Origin of the sequence: Parasutterella muris (assembly GCF_943193095.1) — a bacterium.
Lineage (GTDB): Bacteria > Pseudomonadota > Gammaproteobacteria > Burkholderiales > Burkholderiaceae_F > Parasutterella > Parasutterella muris.
Genome location: NZ_CALPCV010000006.1, coordinates 58346 through 80066 on the forward strand (window position 1 = coordinate 58346; position 21721 = coordinate 80066).

Genomic DNA, 21721 nt, shown 5'->3' on the forward strand with positions numbered 1-21721 from the left:
TTCAGCATTACAAGAAAAAACAATTTCTAAAATCCGTAAAAACTATCCGGGAAAAATCGCAACACTCACTCCTGTACTTCTGAAAGACACCTGTGCGGTGCCCAATAAAAAAGGAAGGCCCGCTTACGGCCTTCCCTGCAAAAATATTACGGCTTATAAGATTATTTAAACGAATTCACGACCGCGAGCGCATTCAAAGTTCTCGGGAATCCGTTGAGCGGAATAGCGATCTGCAGCGCGTCAGCGAGATTCTGCTTCGTGTTTTCTTCTTTGAGATTAGCTCCCGTGTGCGCCTTTAACTGAGACTCGCGTCCGCCAAGCGCGGCAATCGCGGCAAAGACAACGAGCTCGCGAACCAGGCGAAAATGGAGCTCTCGGAAAAAGGGGAGTTCCTTCTCGGCATCATCCGCATCGGCATTGTCGAAACTTCTGCCATGCGGATTCTCACACGGGAAATGCAGAAATTTACAGCGCAGTATCCGCACGTCCACTTTGAAATCTATTCTGCCGACAGTGATGATTTAAAGCGTTCAATGGACGAGAACAAACTGGATTTAGCCATTCTTCTGGAGCCGGTTGAGAGCGCAAAATACGATAAAACATCGATTCCGGCAAAAGATCGCTGGGGGCTTGTCGTTCGAAAGGCAGACTTTCCGAGCGATCGAAAAGAGATGACTTTCAGCGAAGTCGTCGCCACTCCTTTGATTTTGCCTAGAAGATTCATTGTGCTGGAAGAGATCAGCAGCTGGCTCGAAGTTTCCGATAAGGATTTAAAGGTAGCGGCTTACCACAACCTGCCCTCCAACGCTCTTGACCTGATCAGCTCCGGCATGGGCGCTCTATTGTGTGTGGAAGGCTCTTTTACCAATCGCGGTAAAAGCGGTTTGAGATTTGTTCCGATTACGCCCGAACGAGTTTCCGGTCACGTCGCTGTAAAAAAGAAAAAGTCCTATCGCTAAAGCCGCGGCAATCTTTTGGGAGACGCTCTGCGCGCTGGATTCAGCGGAAACCGCAGATGAGGCTCTGAAAAAGCTCGGCGGTCGGCGGAAAAAATCTGCAGGCCTATAAAACAAAAGCCCGAGTTTGACCTCGAGCTTTCTTGATCTTTAGGCTTAAGCCTAAGATACAAATTCTTTCATAATTCCTGCCGCATCGTCCGCCGTGGGTCTCGAATGAGAGCAGTCCTCAGGGAAGAACTTATTCCTGATCGTCGTTCTTAGTGGCGATGACTTTCTTGCCACGGTAGAAACCGGAAGCAGAAATATGATGACGACGATGTGCTTCGCCTGTTGTCGGTTCGACAGCGAGCGGAGGATTGGTCAGGAAATCGTGAGCACGGTGATTGCCGCGCTTATTGGTCGACTTCTTATTTTGCTGAACAGCCATGGTAACCCCACGAAAATAATATCTAAATCTTAAAAACGAGCGGACAACACAAACACTTCCGCTCTCGGAAAACATCGGATTTTACACTAACGTTAATTCTTTCGCAAACCTTGCAGATCTTTAAGTTTTGCAAAGGGATTTTCTTTCTTCGGCTCTTCTTGCTTAGGCGCTTCAATGTCGGATTTGCACGCGTAGTCGTGAACCGGAACATAAGGAAGCGAAAGCAGAATCTCCTCTTCAATCCATTCCATCAGATTGAGCTTCTCACTGCCGACAATCACTTCTGTGTCGTCTTCGTCGTCAATCGGAATGGAATCGGCTTCTTTTTCGTCTCTGGCGAAACGGAAAAGCACGTCGCTTTCAATCGGGAACTCCATCGCTTTGCCGCAGTGATTGCAAATAAGCGGCACTTTAGCGGCGAGCGTCATGACAGCTCCGGGCCAGCCCTTTTTGGCGGTCATCCCTTTGATCTCAAAAACGCATTCAGCGTCCGTCGGACAGATCTCTTCACGCAGTCTCGGCATATCGGTAAGCCGAACCTTCCCCGAAATGACACGTCTGTCACGGGCAAGATCATATGCGTTTACATAGTCTGTCGATTTTAGATACTCAGACATTCGGATCCTTCTTGTTAATACCTAGCACTGAACTAGAATAGTCGCATTCATTTATTTCTGTGGATGCGATAACCCAAAAATGGATAATAGATTACAACTCATTCTCGGTTCGAGCTCTCCGTTTAGAAAAGAATTGCTCGAACGCCTGCAGCTGCCCTTTACAACTTGTTCGCCCGAAGTTGACGAAACTCCGCTCAAGGACGAAAAGCCTAAAGACCTGTCCCTAAGACTCTCAATTCTTAAAGCACAGGTGGTCGCCGCTCAGCACCCCGACTGCGTCGTGATCGGCTGCGATCAGGTACTCGAACTTGACGGCAAACCGCTTGGCAAACCCGGATGCTTCGAAAAGGCGTTTGAGCAGCTCTCTGCGATGAGCGGCAAAGAAGTTGTGTTTCACTCCGCAATGACCGTCATCGACGCAAAAGGCAACGTCTCTTCGACCGTTGTTCCCACCGAAATCAAGATGCGCGATCTTCCGCCTGAGGCCATTCGCCGCTATCTTGAAATCGAGAAACCTTTCAGATGCGCTGGAAGCGCCAAAATCGAGAAACTCGGTATCGCGCTCATCGCTGAATGCCGCTCCTCCGACCCGACAGCAATTATCGGACTGCCGCTGATTGAACTCACCACCATGCTCGCTAAGGCAGGCATCAGCGTTCTTCCGGAGCTCAGATAATGACGCAGCTCGGCAGGCTTTTTATGCTCCCCGTGCCGATTTCACAGGGAACCGTCTCGGCTTCCCTGCCCGAAAGCTCGATTCACGTCGCGCGCGAGCTCAAATATTTTCTGGCGGAAAACGCTAAATCGGCCCGAGCTTTTCTCAAAGCGGCCGAGCATCCGCTCCCGATCGCTTCTCTCTCTATTGAAGAGATCGGACACCGCCCGGATGTCAATCTGATTAAAACCTGGCTGAAACCCGCTCTGGAGGGTTTTGACATCGGTATCGTGAGCGAAGCGGGCTGCCCGGGCGTCGCAGATCCCGGTGCGCAAATCGCTGAGCAAGCTCATCGTCTGGGCATACGCGTCGTGCCGCTTGTCGGACCGAGCTCCATTCTTCTGGCACTCATGGCCTCCGGAATGGACGGACAGCACTTTCGTTTCTGCGGCTACCTGCCGATTAAAGAGCCTCAGCGCACGAACGCGATCAGAGATCTGGAAAGAAAGAGTGCGAGCGCCGAGGGCGAAACTCAGCTATTTATCGAAACGCCCTATCGCAACAGCGGCATGCTCGCCTATTTAGTGAGAGTCTGCGCACCGACAACGCTGATTATGGCGGCCACAGACATTACGGGAGAGGCTGAAAAAATCAGAACCTTCTCGGCCGCTCAATGGAAATCAAAGGATCTGAACCTGCCGAAACTTCCGACGGTGTTCGGAATCCTCGCCTCTAAACGCGGACGCCGAGCATAGAAGCAAGCTCGTCCATCGTGTCGGCAATGTGCTTGGGCTGATACTCTTCAAGCCTCAGCCTCGGGGCGGCACCCCACGAAACCGCAATCGCATCCACTCCGGCTGCTTTTGCAAGTCTGATGTCGTGTTCGGTGTCGCCGACCATAACCATATCCGAAGGCTTAAATCCGCCGCGCTCCATCAGCATATGAAGCATGAGCGGATCAGGCTTCGGCTTGGCTTCGTCCGAAGTCACCGAGTCATCAAAATAAGCTTCGATCCCCATGCGGTTCACAATTCTGGAAAGTCCCTTGCGGCTTTTACCTGTGGCAATCGCAGTTTTAATACCGGCTTCATGCAGCCGATCCATCAGATCGAGCACCTTCGGAAAGAGCTTCAGATACGGGTCGCTCTGCAGAAAGTATCCGACGTAAATATTTTTGTATTCCTCATAACGAGCCGGATCAAGATCTGAAGCGACAATCGGAATAATGTCTTTGAACCCAAGGCCTATAACGCTTTTTGCTGTTTCGTAGCTGACCGGTTTAATCCCGATCGTCTGATTCGCTTTCTGTATTCCTTTTGCGATTGCGTCCACGGAATCTACAAGTGTTCCGTCAAAATCAAAAACCACGAATTTATAGGGTGTCACGCTTTTTCCTTTCCAATGCGTCCAACAGTTCCCGGCACTCTTTCGGAAGCGGTGCCTCGATTTTCAGATCAATTCCGCTCACCGGATGGTGAAATACGATTGATCCGGCATGCAGAAACATTCTTTTGAAAGGATATCCCAGAAGACCGTGTTCAACCTCGCCGTTGAATTCAAAATCTCCGTACTTCTCATCTCCGACAAGAGGAAAACCTAAATGCGCCGCATGTACACGGATCTGATGCGTGCGTCCTGTCAACAAATCTACTTCAAGAAGCGAAACCGCCCCGAAGCGCTCAATCAGCCGAAAAATTGAGTGACTCGGCAGCCCCTGCTCTTCATCAACCCGCACTCTGCGCTCGCCGGAGGCCGTGACATATTTATAGAGCGGAAACTTGACATGCTGACGATCGTTCTGCCAGTCGCCTTTTACAAGCGTCTTGTACGTTTTATGCATTTGTCCTTCACGAATCATTTCGTGAAGACGGACAAGCGCCTTTCTGGTTTTTGCCAGAACCAGCACTCCGGATGTCCCTCTATCCAATCGATGAACAAGTTCGAGAAAAGGAAGATCAGGACGAGAAGCGCGCATGCGTTCAATCAGTCCGAAAGAAATGCCGCTGCCTCCGTGGCTGGCCATGCCCGAGGGTTTATCCACTGCCAAAATATGCTCATCCTCGTACAGGATCGTCGGAATTTCAGAGAGTTTCAGCGGCGGCGCTTTCTTCTCCTGAGGCTGAGCGCTGACGCGAATCGGCGGAATGCGAACCTCATCTCCTTCACTGACACGGCTGTCCGGATGAACTCTGCCCTTGTTGATGCGAACCTCACCCGAGCGTATCACGCGATAAATCATGGATTTCGGAACGCCCTTGAGCTCAGAGAGCAGAAAGTTATCCAAGCGCTGTCCGTCTGAAGACGCATTCACCTTGATAAATCTGACCTGTTCGCTCTGAGCTGAAGAATTCTTCTGAGAGGCTGCTTTTACAGGCTGCGGCTTTTTCTTCTGAGCGGCCTTCATCGCGGCAAGCAGTTCCCTGCCGCTGCGGGTTCTGTTTTTTTTCGTTACTGATTGTGCCCCGGATGGGCTCAATTGTTCATACTTTTGGCGTGTCTTTGACATTTGCATTAAAATCCTGCTCGAGGCGATCGGTCGGACAGAAAATATTTTCTGCTCCGAAACGCGTTTCGGTTGATTCGCACCGATTCAACGGCCTCTTTATGACCTTCGCCGATTGTAATCTTTTCAGTCGAAAGAAAGAAAACGGCTCCCTATCTAGGGTTCCTCCCTCAGAGCGAACCGATGATGCATAGGAAGTACGAGCTTCATTCACGGAAACGATTCGCGTCGAAGATATTTGTAATGAATATTTGGCGGTGCTCCGATCAGGCATGATCGTCGCAGCTCGCCGATGACCCTTGCGGTCATTGCTGTACAGAATTGAGTAGAAACGGGGCGCAGCATCCGGTTGATGCGCGCACAAAAATTGGAACACGGATCTGATGCAGGATCCATGGAATCGGGATAAAGAAAGTGAGCTTAACGGCACGCGGCAAAACATTGTCTGCTGATACCCTCTTGCGGGGTAGGGGCAAGTCCGCGCAGCCTCCATCTTTCGACCTTATGAAGCCTCCGGCAGCCGATTGCTGCACTACAAAAGCGAGATGCCTTTGATATCCCTATTCGGCCGCCCGAATTTCTAGTCTTTTCCGTCAGCACGTCTATGGTCCGCGAAAGTGACCGAGGAGTGCTTCATGAAGCGCATGTTATTTAATGCCACGCACGCTGAAGAGCTGCGTGTCAGTATTGTTGAAGGACAGAAGCTTATCGATATTGATATCGAGTCTTCAGAACGTCAGCAAAGAAAGTCCAATATCTATAAAGGCGTCATCACACGCATTGAACCTTCCCTCGAAGCCTGCTTCGTTGATTACGGTGAAGAACGTCACGGTTTCCTGCCCTTCAAGGAAATCTCACGCGCCTACTTTAACGAAGGGGTCGATGTCCGTACAGCCACCATCAAGGAGGCTGTTACCGAAGGCATGGAACTCATTGTTCAGGTTGAAAAAGAAGAGCGCGGCAATAAAGGCGCTGCGCTGACAACCTTTATTTCTCTTGCCGGCCGCTATCTCGTCCTTATGCCGAACAACCCACGCGGAGGCGGTGTCAGTCGCCGTATCGAAGGCGAAGAACGTCAGGAGCTACGCGAAGCCATGTCTCAGCTCTCCACGCCTAAAGGCATGAGCCTTATCGCTCGTACCGCCGGCATCGGCCGCAGCGTCGAAGAACTTCAGTGGGACTTGGATTACCTTCTGAAACTTTGGGATGCGATCTCCGAGGCGGCTGCTCCTCAGTATGAAGACAAACAGGGCAACTACGTTTCCACTCCCGTCGGCCCCAAGGGCGAACCGCTCAAACGCGTCAATCCCGCTCCTTTCCTCATTGTCGAAGAAAGCAATCTGGTCATTCGCGCGATCCGTGACTACTTCCAGCCGGACATTGCGGAAATTCTCGTCGATACAGACGATATCTACGAACAGGCCCGTCAGTTCATGGGTCATGTGATGCCGGACATGGTCAGCCGTGTAAAACGCTACACGGACGATGTCCCGCTCTTCTCCCGCTTCCAGATCGAAAATCAGATCGAGACCGCGTACTCCCGTACCGTTCCGCTGCCCTCAGGCGGCTCCATTGTGATCGACCACACTGAAGCTCTGGTTGCGATCGACGTTAACTCCGCCCGCTCCACTCGCGGCGGCGACATCGAAGAAACCGCTTTCAGAACCAACTATGAAGCGGCCGAAGAAGTGGCCCGTCAGATGAGACTACGCGACCTTGGCGGCCTTATCGTGATCGACTTCATCGATATGGAAGATCCGAAGAATCAGAGAGCGATCGAGCAGCGCATGAAGGAAGCGATCCATTACGACCGCGCCCGCGTTCAGATCGCAAAGATCTCCCGCTTCGGTCTGCTTGAACTCTCTCGTCAGAGACTGCGTCCTTCCCTTTACGAAGGCAGCCATATCACCTGCCCGCGCTGCAACGGTATCGGCGCGATCCGTGATACCGAATCCAGCGCGATTCAGGTTCTGCGTATCCTTCAGGAAGAAGCCTTCAAGGACGGAACATCTGCGCTGCAGGCTCAGGTTCCGGTTGACGTCGCCACCTTCCTTCTCAATGAAAAACGTGACGAAATCGCCAAGATCGAACATCGTCATCACATTGAAGTCATCCTGATTCCGAACCAGACACTTGAAACTCCGCATTATCAGATCGAACGTCTGCGCTCTGAAGAGGACCTCCTGACCGAAGGCGCTCCGAGTTACAAGCGTGTCGAGGAACTCGCTCCCGAACCCGAAGAGCCTTACTCCAGAGCTCAGAATGTTCAGCCGTCCACTCGTCCCCGTCAGGTTCCTGTGATCAAGGGCCTGCCCCCGAGAGACAATGCGCCGAAACACGTTGACGCCGCAGAAGCCAAGGCTGAAGCCAAGAGCGAAAAATCTCTGCTTCAGAAGATTTTCGGTTTCTTCTTCGGTTCCTCTGAAGAGAAGCCCGAAGCCAAGCAGCGCCGCGACAGAAACGATAAACGCACTCAGAGAAAAGACGCGTCCGAGCGCAAGAACCGCCGTCAGGAACGCGCCGAAGAGCAGCGCAGACAGAAGAAAGAAAAGGCCGAGCGCAGTGCTGCGGTCAAACAGATTCGCCAGGCCAAGAGCGAACGCAACGAAGAAATTCGTCAGCAGGTTCGTGAGGAGTCCGAAGCGGCTGCCCGCACCTCTTCCAAACCCAATGCCGGTGAACGAGTCGATCGTACGCGCAAAACTCAGAAAGAAAACGCCGCGCACAGCGAACGCAGAGAAAACAAGGCTTCTGAAAATCAGGCTCCGAAGTCCAAATCTGAATTTGCGTCTAAAGCCAAGGAGGCAGAAGCTCCTGTGAAAACCGCGCCTGCTAAGGCTGCGGAAAGTCACGCTGAGCAGAACGAGGATGTCGCGGTGAAGGTGGTTCCTTCTCAGGAATCTCAGTCCACTCTGCCTGAGCAGCCTCGTCAGAGAAGAAGCCGCAGACTGCGCAGAGACCGCAATGAGCCGCGCCGCGTCAAAACGGATGTGCCGCCCGTAGCAGTTTCTCCGGTCGCTGCCGCGATCGACGACATTGTCCAGAGCGAACGCACTATTCCGCAGGCTGAGGCTCCGTTAATCAACAATGAAGTCCGCAAGCCGACAGTCAAGGCTCCGGAAAACCTTCATGTCGCTGATGATGCCGCAAAGGCTCAGACAAGAAAGCCGCGCCGCGCTAAACGCGCTCCTGAAGCAGCCGAAGAAGCTCCTCTTCAGCTCGTTCAGACAAAGACGGAAGCGCCTAAGGCAGCTGAACCGGTAGAAGTACAGGCGGTTTCTTCCGCGGCTCCTGTCGTACGTGAAGAAAAGCCGGCTGCAGAAGTGAAAGCCGCGCCGGCTCCTGAAGTCAAACCGGCCGCCGCTGAGACAAAACCGGTTGTATCAAAGCCCGTAGCCGTCGAGACAAAGCCTGCTGAAGTCAAGAGCGTGAAAGCTCCGACAGACGATCTCAAACCGATCCTTGCCGAAGCAGGCTTAGAGCTGGTTGCTACTAAAGCCGCTCCTGCATCCGCACCGGTGGAAGTCAGCAAACCGAAACTCGGCAGAAAGCGTGTTAAACGCGCTGCTGAAGTCAATGACGCGCCGCTTGAATTAGTTCAGACGAAAAAAGAATAAGTCTGAATAGCTTATTAAGCTCCGGCTCCGCTCGGATAACGAGCGGAGCCTTTTTTTGCGCTGAACATGATCGGCCCTTCTCCTGCATCGACCGATAAGACACAGGCCCGGATTTGTTCTAACGCATACTGCTCTTCTATAGACCTTGACTGACAGCTTCCATTTGCGGATTCAGTACATCTGCGAAAGGCGCAAAAAACCGGAGAGCCGCGCTGCGGCAGTCTCCGGTTTTATCAGACCGCAGTTTCGGTCTTACTGTTACATCAGAATCGGATCATAGTAGCCGGCAAAAAGAACGGACGCTCTCAGAAGCAGAGCCCCGATAATGCCCAAGACGGCAGTGCAGACCAATACCTTATGACTTCTGGTCAGGATCGTGGCAACGAGCGGCACTAAACTGCCGAATAGAATCACGCCAAGCCAGAACATCAGCGCGTTAGGACCGTAAAGGAGGCTCTCTGCGCCCACTCTTGCCGCTTCCATATTGGAGGACAGCGATACATGCAGGAAGGCAAAGATCGTCAGAAGCTCGGCGATTTCAACCCAAATAGAAGTTGTGCGGCTCCACTTAACGCGGCTTGCGTCAATCTGGCCGAATACCATCAGAAGCTCAATTGCGCCAACGGAACAGGCCATGCCGGAGATAATCCAAAGAATCGGAATAATGGCTGAATTCCAGAAAGGAATACCTACGGCCTGAGTCAGCAGGAAACCCGAGTACACCGTGCAGGCCGCGCCAAGCGCGGAAAAGATGCCGTTGAACCAATTGGAATCAGCCATCTGCTGCCACTTCTCACCCTTGAACAAAATCCCGGCACAGATCATCGAGTAAAAGAGCGAACCGACGCAGAGCAGCGACAACAGACAAATACCAATGAACATCCAGGAGCTGAGGTTAAGCGCCATATCAAAGACGGAACTTAAAACCGCAAACGGAAGGTTCAGCATTCTTGCCAGATGGCTGACCACGAGCAGCGTGCCGATAATGGCGGCCGCCGTCAAAAGGTACACAAACTTTTTCTGGCGAACCCAATAGTTGAGGAAAAAGCCCATGCCGGAAAGTCCGACCGCCCAGAGGAATAAGGCGATCGTCCAGCCCCAGTGCGCGGCTTCAAGCTGAGTTGTCATTAAATTAAAATCGGCGATGTTTGTCATATTTACACCACTACGAAGAAGTTGGGACGAGTGCCTTTCTGAGGCATCAGTGTTTCTGTTTTGGACTGACGGATTCTCTGCGCGATCAAAGAATTCGGATCATTGATGTCGCCAAACGCTCGGGCTCCCGCCGGGCAAGCCTTAACACAGGCAGGCTGTTCGCCGTTCTCAATGAGCTTCATGCAGCCCTCTCCAATACATTTCATCGGCAGTCCGCTGTCCGGATGCGACCAGCGCGCATCATAGGGACAGCTTGCGATGCAGTAATTGCATCCGACACACTTATTCGGATCAGTACGAACTAAACCGTTTTCGTCATAGTAGTTCGCGCCGAACGGACACGTTCTAACGCAGGGTGCATCCGAACACTGCTGGCACTGAACCAGCAGCGTCACCGGACGACGAACTTCGGACTGAACTTTACGGATATTGGAAGCGGGCCAATTTCGTTTCGGAATGGATCGATTCAGCATCTCCGGGAAATTCGTCTGAGAACAGGCCAACACGCACGCACCGCAGCCGATACACTGAGTTGCGTCAAACAAATGAGCCAACTGTTTCTTAGATTCACTCATGATGGTTATCCTCTCACCTTGTTGATGCGCACTGCGGAGTTGTTGGCGACATTGCCGACTACCAGCTGGGCATAACCTGTGTCGTACCAGTGCGAATTAATACCTTCTTTCACGAACTGATAGTTCGGATCCTTGATCAGTGTTTTTGTTCGGACACCGCCGGAAAAACCATAGGCGAAGACCGCGCCCGGAACGACTCGTTTGGTGACCGTGACCTGCGTATTGGCTTTATAGCCGGAGTCCATGCCCTCCACTTCAATCATGTCGCCGTTTCTGATGCCGAGGCGAGCCGCATCTTGCGGATTCATCCAGACAGTACGGTCACCCATGAAGCGAGTGGGCTGTGTAAACATATTGAGACCGGAGCAGGTCACACAGTTCTTGCCGGAAACCAAAATAAATTCATTGGAATCGGCTTTGGGCTGCGTATAAGCCGGAGACGGGATGTAGCCGGAAATCGGAGCGATCGCCTGAGCGTATCCGGGTTTAGAGAACGACTTAAAGCCGTAAATCTCAACTTTGCCAGTCGGAGTACCAAACGGCTTCAAATAAGGATATTCGCCGTATTTCTTGGTCTTAATCGTAGCCCAGCCGTTTTCGCTGATCGACTTACGAATCGCTTCTGCGCTTCCGGGCTTTTTCTTTTCGCAGTCATCCAGGAACTTCTTGTAGCCGCGGTCAACAAAAGCGCCGAAGTAAGCGTTGAATTCCTCTGCGGTTTTGCATCCCTTGTAGCCGACGCGCTCGGCTCTTTCGGGATATGCTCTGCGCAGAATCTCCAAAAGAATCCAGACATCATGACGCGCTTCACAGCCTTTAGGCGGAGTAAGCTGCGGGTCTGAGAGATAAATCGATCCGTCTCGGGCCCATTTAACGCCGGACATATCTCTGCGTTCCATGAAGTACGTGGCGGGCAGCACATAATCGGCGTAATCCACAAGTTCCTGAGGCAGCACGTCTTGAACAACTACCAAATCCAGCTTTTTAAGGTTTTCCGCGAGTTTTTTCGCATCCGCCTGGCGATGGAACATGGTCGTGCCGACAAAGAAGGCCGCTTTAATCGGATAGGGTTTTCCGGAAACCGCTGCGTCAAGCGCAACCGAATAAGTACCGGACGTTTCGGGATAGACAATCTTATCGATTCGCTTTTCTTTAGCCATAGCCCAGGTTTCGCCGTTCGGACCTTTGCCTGCGGCTACGCTCGGAAGCTTAAAGCCCGCACCGGCAGTTACGATCAGGCCGCCGGGCTGATCGATATTGCCGTTCATCGCGTTGGCAATGCAGATAAGCTGATAAAGCTCCACGTCGGTTCCGTTCTTAGAGGTATACCAGCCATCGTCGATACAGCCCTTATTGTTGGCATAGTCAAAAGCAATCCCCTTAAGCGATTCAGGACGAATGCCGGTGATTTCCTGGACCTTTTCAGGTGTGTATTCGCTCGCAAGCTTTTTAAGCACGCTAAAAGCGGTTCTGACAGGCTCTTTTTCTCCGTTTGCAAGAATCGCCTCTCCGCTGAATTCGAGCTCCGGTTTAAAGTTCTGGTCTTCAATAAAGCCGATCGCGGCTCCTTTTTCATCTCTCTTTACCGAACGAAGAGAAAATGTTCCGGCACTATTGGCGACAACAAAAACGGAAGCACTTCCGTCTTTGCGGAAATCAGCCTCTGTAAGCGGCGTACCGTTTGATTTAATGAGATAAGCACCGTTGGTGTGACGGATCATAAATTCTCTATCAAAGGTCTTGTTTTCAATCATTTGATTGATAAGACCTAAGACAAATGCGGCATCGGTGCCGGGACGAATGCCGACCCAATCCGCATTGCCGTAAGCAATGTCCGGCATTCTCGGATCGATCGCCACGACATGGCAGCCGCGGGCGCGCGCTTCGTTCAGCGTATGAAGCGCGCCCATGGAGCTACCCATCGATCTTCCGATCAGCAGAAGATAACGCAGGTGCGCATAATCAGGTTCTAGTTTTCCAGCTCCGCTGAAGCCTTTTCCAAATACCCAGTCTCGAGCCGCAATGCCGCCGAGATTACAGGTAGACTGATGACCGATATCGTTGGGTGAGCCTAATGGGAAGGTCAGCCATTTGCTAAAGCCGGAGAACGAGTGAGATGTCGTACTGATGCAGCTTTCTCCGTTCTCTTCAACAAGTTTCCTGAGTTTAGAGGCGATCGCATCCAGCGCTTCATCCCAAGTCACTTCCGCAAATTTGCCTTCGCCTCGTTCGCCGACGCGCTTCAGTGGCTTGCGAAGACGAAGCGGATGGTTCCATACCCACATCGCGGCGGCACCTCTTCCGCAGTAGCCTTGCTGCGGGTGCCCTGGATTCGGAAAAATTCGGACCGTACTTTCCGAAATCTCCTCTCCTTCCTTCTTCATAGCCAGAAGACCGCAAAAAGCGCCGCACATCGTGCAGGCGACCGGATGTTTACTCCAGCCTTCCTTTTCAAGTTTTTTAATTTCTTCGGCTGCCGCTGTCAGAGACAAGCAAGGCATTGCAGCCGCGGCGGCAGCCGCGGCAGTGTTTTTCAAGAGAACACGCCGAGAAACGGATAAGTCGACCAGTCCTTTAGACATATTCATTTATTCCTTGTATTGGGGTGCAAAAACAAGGACAGATTAATCTGTTCAATTTACGGATAAACCCGATAAATATCCTAAGGAAACTGTCTCATGGACATTTCTTGTATATCTTTTTTGAAAATTATTGAGGTTTGATGCGAAAATAAAGCGATAGCTTCGTCAAATTTTTAAAAAGTGTAACAACAGGAGCAAGAATTAGTGTTTTCACCAACTATTCAATGACCTCAATCTGATTTGTCTCATTTTTCTTCTGAAAAAAAACCGCACCTTTTTTGAAGATGCGGCTAATTGAGCTAAGTACCTTATTTATGCTCTACAGCGTATTCAGGGGCGCCGTTATCTCGATCCGGATCAGAAAGAACAATGTTTAGTTCTCTCTGCAGGAGCACAATAACCGTATAGCGGTTCACGATCTCGCGATAAAGCTGCAGGATGCTCAAATAAAGCTCACTGCGGTGCAGCGGCATTTGATGATCTTCAATCTGCTTCATCAGCTCGATCTGGAATTTGTTGACCTCTTCAAGGTTGGTATCAGAGAGTCTCAGCAGAATATCGTCTGAAATCTCGCCGGCTTCCACATACTTGGAAAGCGTATGCTCAAGTCCGTTCAGCTCGTTCGAAGCCTGGAGCAGATTGCTGCGCAGAACGCCCTTAAAGACCGAATGAGAATTCGCCAGATGATCCTCCATCTGAGAAAGCGTATTGCGCAGATCCTGAGCAACGTCCTTCATATTGGAGAAAGTCCGGTAATAATAATTTCGAGCGTCATAATCCTTGCTCGGACCTTCGCCGCGTACGCACATCAGATAGTACTGGCTTCGCATATAGGAAATCTTATCGAGAAGGCCCTGCGCTCTCAGACGGGTTTTCTTGAGTTCCTCATAGTCCTCGGCAAGGAAGTTGGTCATGGCCGTCGAAAAAATGGAAACAGTATCGTCCAAGTTCTTGGCAATCGCATGATTGAGCTTCAGTCTCAGCTCCTCACGAACCATTCCCGGATTAATGCCCTCTGTCTCAATAACTTTCTCTTTCTTCGGGAAGAAGTTGCTCTTGAAGAGACGAATGATCACGAGGATGCCGCCGAGCACCATAAACCAAGGCCCGAACCAAATGCAGAGCAGTACGGCAATACCGGCAAGAATAAACGCGGTAAAGCCGGTCAGAAACCATCCGCTGATCACAGCCATAACGCCGGAAATTCGATAAACCGCAGTCTCTCGGTCCCATGCGCCATCGGCAAGAGAAGAAGCCATGGCAACCATGAAGGTCACATAGGTGGTGGACAGAGGAAGCTTCATCGAAGTGGCAGCCGCAATCAGGATACTGGCCAAAACCAGATTGACCGACGCACGCACCTCGTCAAAGGGCAGCGCGATCTCGCCTTTTTTCAGACGCGGCTTTTCAAAACGAGAATTGATACCGCGCAGCACACTGTCCGGAAGCAGCTGATTCAGAATCTTCTTTGCGCTGAGCGCAGACCGCACCATCACGCGGCCGCCTGTTGTCGCACCAAACTGCTCCTTGTCGCTTCTTTCGCTTGCTGACAAATTAATCGCGGTCTGCACCACACGTTTAGCTTTCGGGCTGAACCACAGTGTGAGAACCATGATAAGACCCGAGAGAACCAGGTAAATGGTCGGTGTGCGCACGGACTCCTTTAGCGCGCCCATGTAAAGGGTCTGAGGTGTCAGTGCTTCGTTCGCGGCCTTAGCTGCCGCCGCAATGTCTACGGACTGCATCGCGGCAAGCGGAACGCCGACGAAGTTCACAAGGTCGTTGCCCGCGAACGCGAACGCCAGCGCGAAAGTGCCCGCAAGAATCACAACGCGCAGCGCATTAAAGTTAAAGAACCAAATCAGCAGCTGGAAGACCGCAGAGACACCGATGAAACATGACCAAAGAATGGTTGAAGTATTGCTGTCAAGGAAGCTGAGCAGCTCAGGCGTCATAAAGGAAGCGCCCTTTGCGCCCTTCATGATGAGGAAGTAGAAAATCGCAGTAATGCAGAGGCCGGAATATATACCGCCTAAGAATCGATAAACTTTTTGATATTTAAAAGAGAAAATGACGCGAATCAGCCACTGAATCACAGCGCCGAAGGTAAATGCAATGGCAACTGAAACCAAAATCGCGGTAATAATCGTAAATGCCTTTTCATTATTGATATAGGCACCGAGACCGGCAAGGGAGCCGCTGCTGACCCACAGTTTGTAGGCTGCGGAAATCACCGCTGCGCCTAAAAGCTCAAATACAATCGATACGGTTGTGGAGGTCGGAAGACCGAGGGAATTAAACGTATCCAACAGAAGGACATCTGTCAGCATGACCGCAAAGAAGATCAGCATGACATCCCAAAAGGTAAACAGCTGGGGATTGAAAATACCGCTTCTGGCGATCTCCATCATACCGCTTGAGAACGTACACCCTAAAAGTACGCCGGCGGCAGCTACACCCAACACCACGTTGTAACGCGCTGTTCTAGAGCCAAGCGCTGAACTCAGAAAATTGACTGCATCGTTACTGACGCCAACGAACAAATTAACGCACGCCAACAGCATCAGAAAGACCATCGTACAGGTTAAAAAGGTATCCATACTAAAATTCAAATTTTTAAACGGGGCAATTCTATTAGCGCTTTATGACGAAATAATTACAAACCATCAAAAACACCCCTTCCATTTGTGTCTAAGAACTACTACCTCAAAAGTAATCCTAAACCCTGTACCGCCTAAGTGGCACTTTGTATCTCAATATTTGGCCCTCATTTAGGTTTTTTGTTAGTGCAACCTTTAGGTTTTACGAATATTTGCGCTAGCATTCTTTTTTGTTATTTTTGTTAATTTTCAGAGGTCATCGTGAATCTCAAACTTTTATCGGCACAGTCAGCTGTCGCACTTTCACTTATTTCCTTTGCCTCATTGAGCCACGCAGATTTTCTCTCCGATTTGTTCGGTTCCTCAAATAAAGAACCCGTTGCTCTTAATCAAACAACACAATCCATCATGACCTCCTCCCCGATTTGGGTGATCGACGGGAAAAATACTTCAGCATGGAGCGTTGTTGCAGGTAAAAAACCGAAGAAAGGAGCCACTCCTCTTCTTCTGAAACAGGACAAAGGCACGCTCGGTCTCATCCCTGCTCAGATGGATGTTGGCTATGTTGCGACGACCGCAGCAAAAGTTTCTCTGGCTCAGCCGATTTCCGTTTCTTTTGAAAAAAACGGCGATGCGCTTCTGAAATACGGCAATAGCAAGCAGCCGATCTCGCTTGCGTTCAAGCTGAGAGCTTATGATGTCAGCGGCCTTAAGATCGCTTCCTTCCTCAAAAACCGCCAGGGCGGAGACCTCGCTGAAGTCGAACGAGTTGGAAATGCCACATTCCCTCAGGGCTCCATCGCTTATAAAGCCGACACGACGTTCCTGAACGACGAAATGGTTATGCCGGTTAACGAAAACTTCACCAGCGCTAAAACCAGCAGCGAGCTGCTGACAAACTTCAACAAGATTCCGTTCTGCCTGAAACGCGTCTCCGGCCACGCTTACGGCATTATGTTCGACGGCAATGATCCGAAGGCTAAGAGCGGCACATTCTCTGTAACTCCGGTCAAACGCGACACCATGTTCTGCACGCCGACAGGAGAACCCTCTGTTGCAAAAGGCTCCTGGGTCCTCGTTAACAGCCCCAAGACACATGCGGTTGTCCTGACAATGCCTAAGGAAGTCACTCCGGCTGAATACGGCATTGATTCCAACGAAAGCGGTGTTTCCAAGCTCGCCTTCATTGCTCCTTCTAAAGGCGACAAGATTTTCCGTCCGGGCAAATTCTTCGCTAAGGGCACAACCCTTGAAAGCCGCCGCTATTTCTTTAATACAACAGCTGCCGAAGCAATCCTGAAAGCTGCTCAGTAATTATGTTTTGAGAGGATTTATTCCCTTCAAAAAAATCAGGCAGACCATTCAATATGACCTGCCCGACACAAAAACCTCATTTCACAGTGAATGAGGTTTTTGTTTTATTGGTTAGGAGAAAAACTCGCTGTCCTCTGCCGAAAACTGATCGACGTCAGTCCACCCGGCTTTGCCGTAGGCGTAACGGAAGATATCCGCACCCTTCTCACGAATCAGAGCGGCATCGCTCAGCGTGCGTCTCCAGACCTTGGCGCCCGCCAATCCGGTCAGAAGGCCATGCATGTGACGGCAGGCCGCACGAAGCGAATGATCGTCAGGTTTAATCAGACGAACATAGCGCTCCATCTCATCAATCACCTGCTCGCGCGTCACGGGTTCATGCTCGTCGCCGTAAATTCTCGCGTCAACATCCGCAAGCAGCCAAGGCGTATAGTAGGCCGCTCTGCCAAGCATCACGCCGTCAACATGTTTGAGCTGTTCATCTGCGACTCCGAGATCCGGAATCGCTCCGTTGATCACGATAATTACATCCGGGAAGTCTTTCTTAAGCTGATAAACAACTCCACGGCGAAGCGGCGGCACTTCTCGATTTTCTTTCGGGGAAAGCCCCTTAAGCCAAGCGTTTCTCGAGTGAACAATAAAAACTCGTACGCCGGCCTCATAGAGCGTTCCGACAAAATCTCTGACGAAGGCATACTCTTCAATCTGATCGATTCCAATACGGTGCTTCACTGTGACGGGAACGCTGCAGGCGTCCTGCATCGCTTTGACGCAGTCTGCGACAAGGTTCGGCTCAGACATCAGGCACGCTCCGAAAGAGCCCTTCTGCACGCGCTCAGAGGGACAGCCGCAGTTAAGATTCACTTCGTCATAGCCCCATTTCTCTGCCAGCGCGGCGCCGTGCGCCAAGTCCTTCGGGTCTGAGCCGCCTAACTGCAGTGCTACCGTATGCTCCTCAGGAGAAAAATCCAAGTGATGCGGGACATCTCCGTGCACCAGAGCACCGGTCGTTACCATTTCTGTATAAAGGCGCGCCCGCTTGGTCAGAAGGCGATGAAAATAGCGGCAATGGCGATCTGTCAAATCAAGCATCGGAGCGACACAGAAACGCCAGTCCTGCGGATTCAGAATTGTTGTATCAGGCACTATTTAAATTTCCCATCAACGTAATACCATCGCCCGTTTTCCTTAACAAAACGGCTGTCCTCGCGAAGCGTAAAGGCGCGGCCCTCAAGATCAGCACCTTTGGCTGCGAACTTCACGCGGGCGTTTGTTTCTGAGAGCGGCAGATACACAGATACTTTCAGAGATTTCCAGACCGTCTCGTCAAGTTCAAGGTTCTTAGGGCGAGTGGTTTCATGCCAGGTTTGCAGTAAATAATCGACATCCTTGAGCACAAATGCGGTGTACCTGGAACGCATAAGCGCTCGAGCATCAGATGCGGGAGCGCCTTTTAAAAGCGGCCCGCAGCAAACACCGAAGCATTTGCCGCTGCCGCAGGGACAAGGATCGTCGGAATTAAATTCCGGGGCCAACGCGTTCGTCTCCGCGTGCCGCACGGCGTCTTTCGAACTCTTTGAGCCAGCGTTTGCGAATGCGAATGCTCTTCGGAGTGATTTCCGCAAGTTCGTCGTCGTTAATGAATTCAACCGCGCTTTCAAGCGTGAGCTGAATCGGCGGAACCAGACGAATCGCTTCGTCAGTGCCGGAAGCACGAATATTGGTCAGCTGTTTGCCCTTAATCGGGGTCACAACGATGTCGTTGTCACGAGAGTGGATACCGATAACCATACCTTCGTAAATCGGTTCTCCCGGGCCGATAAAGAGGCGGCCGCGTTCCTGAATCTTCCACAAGGCGTAAGCAACCGCATTGCCGTCGTCCTGACTGATAATAGCGCCGTTGCGTCTTTCGCCGAGATCTCCAGATTTTACAGGAGCATATTCGTCAAAAACGTGACTCATCACGCCGGTACCGCGCGTCATGGTCAGAAAATCGTTCTGGAAGCCGATTAGGCCTCTGGCAGGAATCTTGTACTCTAGACGCACACGGCCTTTTCCGTCCGGCTGCATATCCTGCAGGTCGCCCTTGCGGCGGCCGAGTTCTTCCATCACGGGGCCCTGATGCGTTTCTTCAACGTCCACGGTCAGAGATTCAAACGGTTCCATCTTCACGCCGTCAACTTCTTTGTAAAGCACGCGCGGTCTGGAAACCGCAAGTTCATAACCTTCGCGGCGCATATTCTCAATCAGAATCGTAAGGTGAAGTTCACCGCGGCCCGCAACCTCAAACACGCCTTCGTTAGCGGTCGGTTTCATGCGCAGAGCCACATTGGACTTCAGTTCGCGCTCAAGACGCTCTCTGATCTGACGGCTGGTCACGAACTTGCCTTCTTTGCCGGCAAGCGGACTAGTGTTGACATGGAAGTTCATAGTGAGCGTCGGTTCGTCAACATGCAGAAGCGGAAGCGCATCCGGGTGGTTGACGTCGCACAGCGTGGTGCCGATGCCGATCTCATCAATACCGTTGATCAGAACGATATCGCCTGCTTCAGCTTCATCAACCAGTTTTCTTTCCAGGCCCTGGAACTTGAGAACCTGATTGACTTTAGCGCGCTTAGGCGTAGAGTCCGGACCGTTCATGATCAGAACTTCCTGAAGCGGTTTGATGCGGCCTCTCTTGATACGGCCGATGCCGATCTTGCCGACATAGCTCGAATAGTCAAGGGAAGAGATCTGCATCTGAAGCGGACCGTTCGGATCGTCGTCACGAACCGGAACCTTTTCGATAATAGTGTCAAAGACGGCTTTCATATTGCCGATCTTCTTGAGCTCTTCCACGTCTTCGGTGTAGCCCGCAAAACCGTTCAAAGCAGATGCGTAAATGACCGGGAAATCCAGCTGTTCCTCGGTTGCGCCGAGTTTGTCAAAGAGGTCAAACGTCTGATTAATGACCCAATCCGGACGAGCGCCGGGACGGTCAATCTTGTTGATCACAACAATCGGCTTGAGACCCTGGGCCAAAGCCTTCTTCGTGACAAAGCGCGTCTGAGGCATCGGGCCTTCGACCGCGTCCACCAGAAGCAGCACACCGTCAACCATAGAAAGCACACGTTCGACTTCTCCGCCGAAGTCCGCGTGTCCCGGTGTGTCAATAATGTTGATGTGGGTGCCCTGATATTCAACCGCACAGTTCTTGGCCAAAATGGTAATGCCGCGTTCGCGTTCAATGTCATTACTATCCATCACACGTTCGGCCACCGCCTGGTTCTCACGGAAGGTGCCGGACTGCTGAAGCAGTTTGTCCACCAAAGTCGTTTTGCCGTGGTCAACGTGGGCAATAATCGCAATATTTCTAATCGCTCGAGTCATATAAAAATTTAAGTTCAGTTATTCTGCTGCAAATGCGCACAAACGTTCGGGAATCAGCTCCTGATTGGATTCAAGTCGGCCGACGCCCATTAAAAATCTTTCTCCGTCCGGACGAATTCCGTAAACTCGGACCTTTTCCTCGGGTCCGGACTCGTCGACGAAAACTTTTCCCCCATGACTAAATCTCTCGGTCTGCGCCTCGTCCAAATCGATGCGCACCAAAGTGCTGAGCAGCCGATCCGGCAGCAGAAGCACTTTTAGTCTTTCTTCTTCGCTCATCGCTTCAAAATCCGCGAGCGTGACACTCTCCGAAATTCTCAGATCACCAACGGCGGTTCTTCTTAATGATTTCAAATGGGCTCCGCAGCCAAGCGCCTCTCCGATGTCCTCTCCAAGCACACGAATATAAGTGCCCTTAGAGCAGCGCACCACAAGAGTCGCTTCGGGCGGATTAAAGTCCAAAACGTCAAGTGTGGATATTACTACTTTACGAGGCTTTCTCTCGATCTCCTCGCCTTTTCTTGCTAATTTATAAAGTGGAACTCCGTCCTTTTTCAGGGCGGAGTACATTGGCGGAACCTGCTCGATTTCGCCTCTGAAGTTTTCAAGGACCTCGGAAAAGGTCTGATAGTCAAAGGTCGGCTCTCTCTCGCTCACCACTTCACCTTCAGCGTCTCCGGTTGTCGTCTTCACACCGAATCGAATCGTCGTTTCGTATTCTTTTTCCGCATGAAGAAGGTCAGCGGAGAACTTAGTCGCGTCTCCGAAGCAAAGCGGCAGAAGACCGCTTGCGAGCGGATCCAGCGTTCCGGTGTGCCCGGCTTTCTGAGCGTTCAAAGCTCGTCTAACCTTCTGCAGAGCTGCGTTGCTTGAGAGCCCGACGGGTTTATCGAGCAGCACAACTCCGTCAATTTTCAGACCTTTTCTTCGGCGCCCCACTTATTCACCTTTAATTTTTTCACTGTCTTCAGCACGGGCTTCTTTAATGAGTTTATCCATCTCAAAGCCGCGTTCAACACTCTTGTCGTACACAAAATGAAGCTGAGGAACAGTGTGAATCTTCAGAAGTTTAAAAATTCTGGAATGCAGCATCGGAGCGGCGCTGTTGAGCGCTTCTGTCGCTTCTTCCGGAGTCGAACCGATCGATGTGAAATAAATCGTCGCATGTGCGTAATCCGGAGTGATTTCGCAGCCGGTCAGCGTGACAAGCCCCGCTTTCGGGTTACTGACTTCCTTTTGAATCAGTTCGGCTACATCTCTCTGAATCTGATCCGCAATGCGATTTGCGCGACCCGGTTTAGCTGATTTAATCATTTCTTAGTCTCCTTCTAAAACTTCCGAAACACAA

General features: G+C 51.3%; 19 protein-coding genes. 5 read left to right on the forward strand and 14 right to left on the reverse strand.

What is annotated here, in order from left to right; all coding sequences use genetic code 11:
* Positions 1-161: 161 nt before the first annotated feature.
* Positions 162-491, reverse strand: a complete 330-nt coding sequence (locus NFR90_RS03755) for a carboxymuconolactone decarboxylase family protein (protein WP_251450839.1) — start codon at positions 489-491, stop codon at positions 162-164.
* On the opposite strand from NFR90_RS03755, the gene NFR90_RS03760 reads away from it, so the two are divergent.
* On the forward strand, positions 456-959 hold the full coding sequence (locus NFR90_RS03760; protein ID WP_251450841.1) for a LysR family transcriptional regulator substrate-binding protein: 504 nt from the start codon (positions 456-458) through the stop codon (positions 957-959). The two genes, NFR90_RS03755 and NFR90_RS03760, sit on opposite strands and share 36 nt — an antisense overlap.
* A 238-nt stretch (positions 960-1197) precedes the next feature.
* Here NFR90_RS03760 and rpmF read toward each other — a convergent pair whose 3' ends face one another.
* Positions 1198-1386, reverse strand: a complete 189-nt coding sequence (rpmF, locus tag NFR90_RS03765; protein ID WP_160334326.1) for a 50S ribosomal protein L32 — start codon at positions 1384-1386, stop codon at positions 1198-1200.
* Positions 1387-1478: 92 nt separating this feature from the next.
* On the reverse strand, positions 1479-2003 hold the full coding sequence (locus NFR90_RS03770; protein ID WP_251450843.1) for a YceD family protein: 525 nt from the start codon (positions 2001-2003) through the stop codon (positions 1479-1481).
* A 79-nt stretch (positions 2004-2082) separates the two neighbouring features.
* Between NFR90_RS03770 and NFR90_RS03775 the strand changes: the two genes are divergently transcribed.
* Together NFR90_RS03775 and NFR90_RS03780 are read left to right on the forward strand one after the other, a co-directional pair.
* Positions 2083-2679, forward strand: a complete 597-nt coding sequence (locus NFR90_RS03775; RefSeq protein ID WP_251450845.1) for a Maf family protein — start codon at positions 2083-2085, stop codon at positions 2677-2679.
* Complete coding sequence (locus tag NFR90_RS03780) at positions 2679-3413, forward strand: SAM-dependent methyltransferase (RefSeq protein WP_251450847.1); 735 nt, start codon at positions 2679-2681, stop codon at positions 3411-3413. Before NFR90_RS03775 ends, NFR90_RS03780 begins: the two co-directional genes overlap by 1 nt.
* Here the strand turns inward: NFR90_RS03780 and NFR90_RS03785 are convergent.
* Positions 3391-4044, reverse strand: a complete 654-nt coding sequence (locus tag NFR90_RS03785; RefSeq protein ID WP_251450849.1) for an HAD family hydrolase — start codon at positions 4042-4044, stop codon at positions 3391-3393. The two genes, NFR90_RS03780 and NFR90_RS03785, sit on opposite strands and share 23 nt — an antisense overlap.
* Positions 4031-5062 carry an RluA family pseudouridine synthase gene (locus NFR90_RS03790; protein ID WP_370267241.1) on the reverse strand — a complete coding sequence of 344 codons (1032 nt, stop codon included), beginning with the start codon at positions 5060-5062 and terminating at the stop codon, positions 4031-4033. Before NFR90_RS03790 ends, NFR90_RS03785 begins: the two co-directional genes overlap by 14 nt.
* A 734-nt stretch (positions 5063-5796) precedes the next feature.
* Here NFR90_RS03790 and NFR90_RS03795 point away from each other — a divergent pair.
* Positions 5797-8778 carry an Rne/Rng family ribonuclease gene (locus NFR90_RS03795; protein WP_251450853.1) on the forward strand — a complete coding sequence of 994 codons (2982 nt, stop codon included), beginning with the start codon at positions 5797-5799 and terminating at the stop codon, positions 8776-8778.
* A 258-nt stretch (positions 8779-9036) separates the two neighbouring features.
* Here the strand turns inward: NFR90_RS03795 and nrfD are convergent, their stop codons facing one another.
* From nrfD to NFR90_RS03815, 4 genes are all read right to left on the reverse strand, one after another.
* A complete protein-coding gene (gene nrfD, locus NFR90_RS03800) occupies positions 9037-9933 on the reverse strand; it encodes an NrfD/PsrC family molybdoenzyme membrane anchor subunit (protein WP_251450855.1) in 897 nt (298 codons plus the stop codon).
* A 2-nt stretch (positions 9934-9935) separates the two neighbouring features.
* A complete protein-coding gene (locus tag NFR90_RS03805; RefSeq protein WP_251450857.1) occupies positions 9936-10508 on the reverse strand; it encodes a 4Fe-4S dicluster domain-containing protein in 573 nt (190 codons plus the stop codon).
* Positions 10509-10513: 5 nt separating this feature from the next.
* Positions 10514-13096 carry a molybdopterin-containing oxidoreductase family protein gene (locus tag NFR90_RS03810; protein ID WP_251450859.1) on the reverse strand — a complete coding sequence of 861 codons (2583 nt, stop codon included), beginning with the start codon at positions 13094-13096 and terminating at the stop codon, positions 10514-10516.
* Between the two features lie 302 nt (positions 13097-13398).
* Entirely contained in the window at positions 13399-15690 is a 2292-nt protein-coding gene (locus NFR90_RS03815; protein ID WP_251450861.1) for an inorganic phosphate transporter, read from the reverse strand.
* A gap of 261 nt (positions 15691-15951) precedes the next feature.
* On the opposite strand from NFR90_RS03815, the gene NFR90_RS03820 reads away from it, so the two are divergent.
* Positions 15952-17004 (forward strand): hypothetical protein, encoded by a 1053-nt coding sequence (locus tag NFR90_RS03820; RefSeq protein WP_251450864.1) that lies wholly within the window; start codon positions 15952-15954, stop codon positions 17002-17004.
* 111 nt (positions 17005-17115) lie between these two features.
* Here the strand turns inward: NFR90_RS03820 and dusA are convergent, their stop codons facing one another.
* The 5 genes from dusA to rbfA are packed head-to-tail and all read right to left on the reverse strand — an operon-like array spanning position 17116 to position 21687.
* Positions 17116-18153 (reverse strand): tRNA dihydrouridine(20/20a) synthase DusA, encoded by a 1038-nt coding sequence (gene dusA / locus NFR90_RS03825; RefSeq protein WP_370267242.1) that lies wholly within the window; start codon positions 18151-18153, stop codon positions 17116-17118.
* Entirely contained in the window at positions 18150-18539 is a 390-nt protein-coding gene (locus tag NFR90_RS03830) for a YchJ family protein (RefSeq protein WP_251450866.1), read from the reverse strand. The genes dusA and NFR90_RS03830 overlap by 4 nt, the downstream gene beginning before the upstream one ends.
* Positions 18523-20373 carry a translational GTPase TypA gene (typA, locus tag NFR90_RS03835; RefSeq protein ID WP_160334337.1) on the reverse strand — a complete coding sequence of 617 codons (1851 nt, stop codon included), beginning with the start codon at positions 20371-20373 and terminating at the stop codon, positions 18523-18525. Before typA ends, NFR90_RS03830 begins: the two co-directional genes overlap by 17 nt.
* 18 nt (positions 20374-20391) lie before the next feature.
* Positions 20392-21312, reverse strand: coding sequence for a tRNA pseudouridine(55) synthase TruB (gene truB / locus NFR90_RS03840; protein ID WP_251450868.1), 921 nt, complete (start codon positions 21310-21312; stop codon positions 20392-20394).
* Positions 21313-21687, reverse strand: coding sequence for a 30S ribosome-binding factor RbfA (gene rbfA, locus NFR90_RS03845; protein ID WP_160334339.1), 375 nt, complete (start codon positions 21685-21687; stop codon positions 21313-21315).
* Between the last annotated feature and the right edge of the window lie 34 nt (positions 21688-21721).